Consider the following 3,466-nt stretch of genomic DNA (forward strand, 5'->3'; position numbering starts at 1 on the left):
CGACGCCCCCTGCACAGATCCCGGCGTGCGGTTTTCCCGTACCAGGCTCTTCAGTCATAATTCACTCGCGTAAAAGGACGTTCCCTCACGCAAGCCTCTAATTTTGCATCTCCTGCATTGTATCAACCGGTGTCGAAAACGCAATAAGCCTCCAGCACCCGCCTGAGTCCTTCTCAAGGCAAATAGGGCACCCCCTTGTCATCCGCTTCCCAATAAACTCAGATCTTTACTGGGTACTCCTGCACAATATAGTGAATAGTCAATCAGCAGCGAAAAACAAGGTTTCATTGTAATGGTGAACGAAATACCCGATAGCGTCTATGTGGTTTTCGAGCTTTTTTGAAAATGACAGGGTTTTTCTGACGAAGCAAGATACACGTTGTCTTAATGTGGCATTTTTGCCCACGGCGCGATGGCGTTGTGTAGGTAATACCCCCTGATAGCGCAGGTGTCCCAAAAATCGGTGTAACACACACCACATTGACGATACACTGCGGGCAAAGACTCCCAAAGCCCTTGGGCCCCTTGCCGACTTCGATCCCCGACACACACGCCGACCCTTTCGCCCGTATCCTGATCGATCGCTTACCAACCCCAGGGTTTATGATGCTTATTTCCTACAAAAGACCACCACGCATCGCATGGGATCACGCGCTTGCCTTTGGTTTTTTTACCTGCACCTTTCGAGGTGTTTCTTTATATTTTTGATTCACATAGCTTTGTAGCCAACGCTCTGAAACCCCAACGACCCGAGCGATACCGGCCCGTGAAATTCTTTCCAATAAGAGCTTATCAATGAGCGCTTTTTTATCCTCACTGATTCGATTTTGGGGATTTTCGACAAATTGTCGACCACACGCCTTGCACGCGAATTTCGGCGTGTGGTTATGGATGCGACCATTTTTAATCACCTTCTCTGAATGACACGAAGGACACTGCATGGCTTTTTACTCTTTAGAACCCATCACTTCTATATCTTACCCCATTCAGCACTACCATTTACAGGACTACCGAAAATCTTTTTCCAGAAATAGTCACTGAAAGACTTTCGAATTTAAACTGAGCAAGTGAAATCCATCTGTCTGACAATAGATAGAATAAGATTCTTAAGAACGTTATTTTTCCAGAGCCATTTTCTCCCACAAGTATCAAAGTATTATCCTGAATACTTACTTCTATATTTCGGCTTCCATAAAACTCTTTGATTGATAACTCTTCCAGTTTATTTGACATTATGATTTCACACCGTAGTGGTTTAAATTGATATTGTTTCCGGCGGCTTGTGCGGTTTTTCCACACCGAACTCTTCAGTTATATTCACTCCACGCAAAAGAATATAACCTCACGCAAGCCCCTAATTTTGCATCTCCTGCATTGTATCAACCGGTGTCGGAAACGCAATAAACCTCCAACACCCGCCTGAGTCTTTCCCAAGGCAAATAGGGCACCCCTTTGTCATCCGATTGTCAGTCAAATTCAAAACGGTGGAAAACATTTCTGCATCGGTTGATGCACTTTTTAAAACTCCATCAATTTATGTAGGGTAGGCTATTCTTTAGAGGACACAGCAGTCGGTGTGCCTGCGTTCTACCAAAAGCGCACAGGCACGACACAGCCGGTCATGGTTTTCTGAAAAAGTGCCATAGGCGCTGGGTGTTTATACCACTGCGGTGTTGGGTGGGTGTCCTGGCCAGTGGCGGCGGACATAGACACTGGCGAAAACTAGCAGGATGTTGATGCAGCCGACCAGTACAAAGGGGGCCTGGGGGCCGATGTGATCAAATAGGCGGCCGCCAATGAGGACGATGAGCAAGATGCCCAGCGCGCCGCTGATGTTAAATGCGGCCAGTACCGAGCCGCGTTTATCGGCCGGGGCTTCCTGGCCAATCAGTGATTGTGCGCTGAGAAAGACGCTCATCTGGCCGATGCCCATGAGGATGAAAAATATGATGGCCTGTGAGGCGAGCGGGTCTACCAGTAAAATAATCGCCAGGTTGCCCAGTGCGGCCATCCCCATACACACCGCCAGCGCGGTGACCCGGTTTACCCGGTCGATGAAAGGGCCAATCACGGGCGCAGAAAACAGTGCGGCAATCTGGGCAATGACAAAGATAATGGTGCCTTGTTTGATGGCCTCGCCAGAACTCATACCGGCGGCCAGTCCGGCGGTGGTGCCCCACAGTACCAGAAAGGTGGCGTTGATGGATTGATCGCCGCGTGCAATGAAGGCTGCTGCATAGGACAGCAGGACGCGGGGATTATTGCGTCCTTCTGCCAGGCCGCTGAGCAATAACACGCGATAGGGTGGGCGCTGGGCGGTGTGTACCGGGACCCCGCCTTTTAAGCCGATCATCACCACCAGTGCGGTCAGCAGGGCCAGACTGGCGAGTGCTAAATGGGTATATAGGCCCGCATCCATGCCTTCGATACCGTGGGCACTGAACCAGTCGGGCAGGCCGCCGAAAAACTGGCTGATGACCACAATCCCCAGGCCGTTGAGCATCCCGATAATGGCCACCAGTTTGCCGCGTGAGCGTTCGGCGGGGTAATCGGCCAATACGGTAGACAAACCACCCGCAACGGCCACCACGCCCATCGCATAGACAATCCGATACCAGAACAGGTCTTCGCTGGAGGACGCCAGTGGATACAGCACATAGGTTGCGCCCAGCAGCAGAAAACCCGCCATGTAAATGGGGCGGCGGCCAATGCGGTCAATCAGTAATCCCGCCGGAATAAACAGCAATAAGGCGACAATCTCGGTCCAAAATACCAGATCACCGCTTAAGGTGCCCTGCTGTTCAATGGGGATGCCGAGATGTTCGTTGAGGATATAGGTCTGGCCAATGGTGATGAAGGCAATCAGACCGATGGAGAAAAACGCGGCATAAAAAAATGACCAGCCATGATAAGGCAGGACATGCGGGGCCAGATGGATAAAACCGATCTTGTGATGAGACGCTGCGGTATCGCTTGGCATGGGTGGTGATGATTCGCGTGGTGATAGAGGTAGGAAGCGGCGCGCTGACGGCCTGCAACATCTGCCAGAGAGGCTGTGCAGGCCGCTGCGATGTACCTGCCCGCATGGGTGAGCGGGCAAGCTGCGTGCTTAACTCACCTTGGGCAAGCTGTGCAAGGCGGCATCAATGGCCTGTTAGCCCAAAGCAGTAATGTCCCCTTCGTCCAATTCTAAAATGTCCCCTTTATATTTAAGCGGGAGGGGCACGCATGACGAAGGAGCACATTACGATGAGTCACAAAGAAATTGACCGACTAGAGATGATTCAGGCGGTGGCGAACAAGCATCTGCGGCAGGCCGAGGCGGCCCAGCGTCTGGGGCTGAGCGTGCGCCAGGTCAAGCGCCTGGTCCGCCGCTATCGGGCGCATGGGGCGACAGGGCTACGCAGTGGCCACGGTGGCCGACGTCCCAACAACGCCATTGCCAAGGCAGTACGCCAGGAGGTGC

3 protein-coding genes and 1 pseudogene are annotated in these 3,466 nt (G+C 52.1%); 1 reads left to right on the forward strand and 3 read right to left on the reverse strand.

The annotated features are described in order from the left end of the window. Positions 1-259 precede the first annotated feature (259 nt). From THISIDRAFT_RS00730 to THISIDRAFT_RS00740, 3 genes and pseudogenes are all read right to left on the reverse strand, one after another. Positions 260-941, reverse strand: a pseudogene (locus THISIDRAFT_RS00730) (IS1 family transposase). Positions 942-999: 58 nt separating this feature from the next. Next, positions 1,000-1,233 carry an AAA family ATPase gene (locus THISIDRAFT_RS00735; RefSeq protein ID WP_139064103.1) on the reverse strand — a complete coding sequence of 78 codons (234 nt, stop codon included), beginning with the start codon at positions 1,231-1,233 and terminating at the stop codon, positions 1,000-1,002. Positions 1,234-1,657: 424 nt separating this feature from the next. Then, the gene (locus tag THISIDRAFT_RS00740; RefSeq protein WP_006788829.1) at positions 1,658-2,980 is read right to left on the reverse strand and encodes an MFS transporter; all 1,323 of its coding nucleotides are present in this window, start codon (positions 2,978-2,980) and stop codon (positions 1,658-1,660) included. Positions 2,981-3,249: 269 nt separating this feature from the next. Here THISIDRAFT_RS00740 and THISIDRAFT_RS00745 point away from each other — a divergent pair. Continuing rightward, on the forward strand, positions 3,250-3,466 hold a 217-nt coding region (locus THISIDRAFT_RS00745), incomplete at its 3' end, for a helix-turn-helix domain-containing protein (RefSeq protein WP_418896119.1).

This window comes from Thiorhodospira sibirica ATCC 700588 (genome assembly GCF_000227725.2).
In the GTDB taxonomy this organism is placed as follows: Bacteria; Pseudomonadota; Gammaproteobacteria; order Ectothiorhodospirales; family Ectothiorhodospiraceae; genus Thiorhodospira; species Thiorhodospira sibirica.

Bases quoted from the DNA above. Each gene is read 5' to 3' on its own strand.
- THISIDRAFT_RS00735 (WP_139064103.1), bottom strand. From the start codon at position 1,233: ATGTCAAATAAACTGGAAGAGTTATCAATCAAAGAGTTTTATGGAAGC.
- THISIDRAFT_RS00740 (WP_006788829.1), bottom strand. From the start codon at position 2,980: ATGCCAAGCGATACCGCAGCGTCTCATCACAAGATCGGTTTTATCCAT.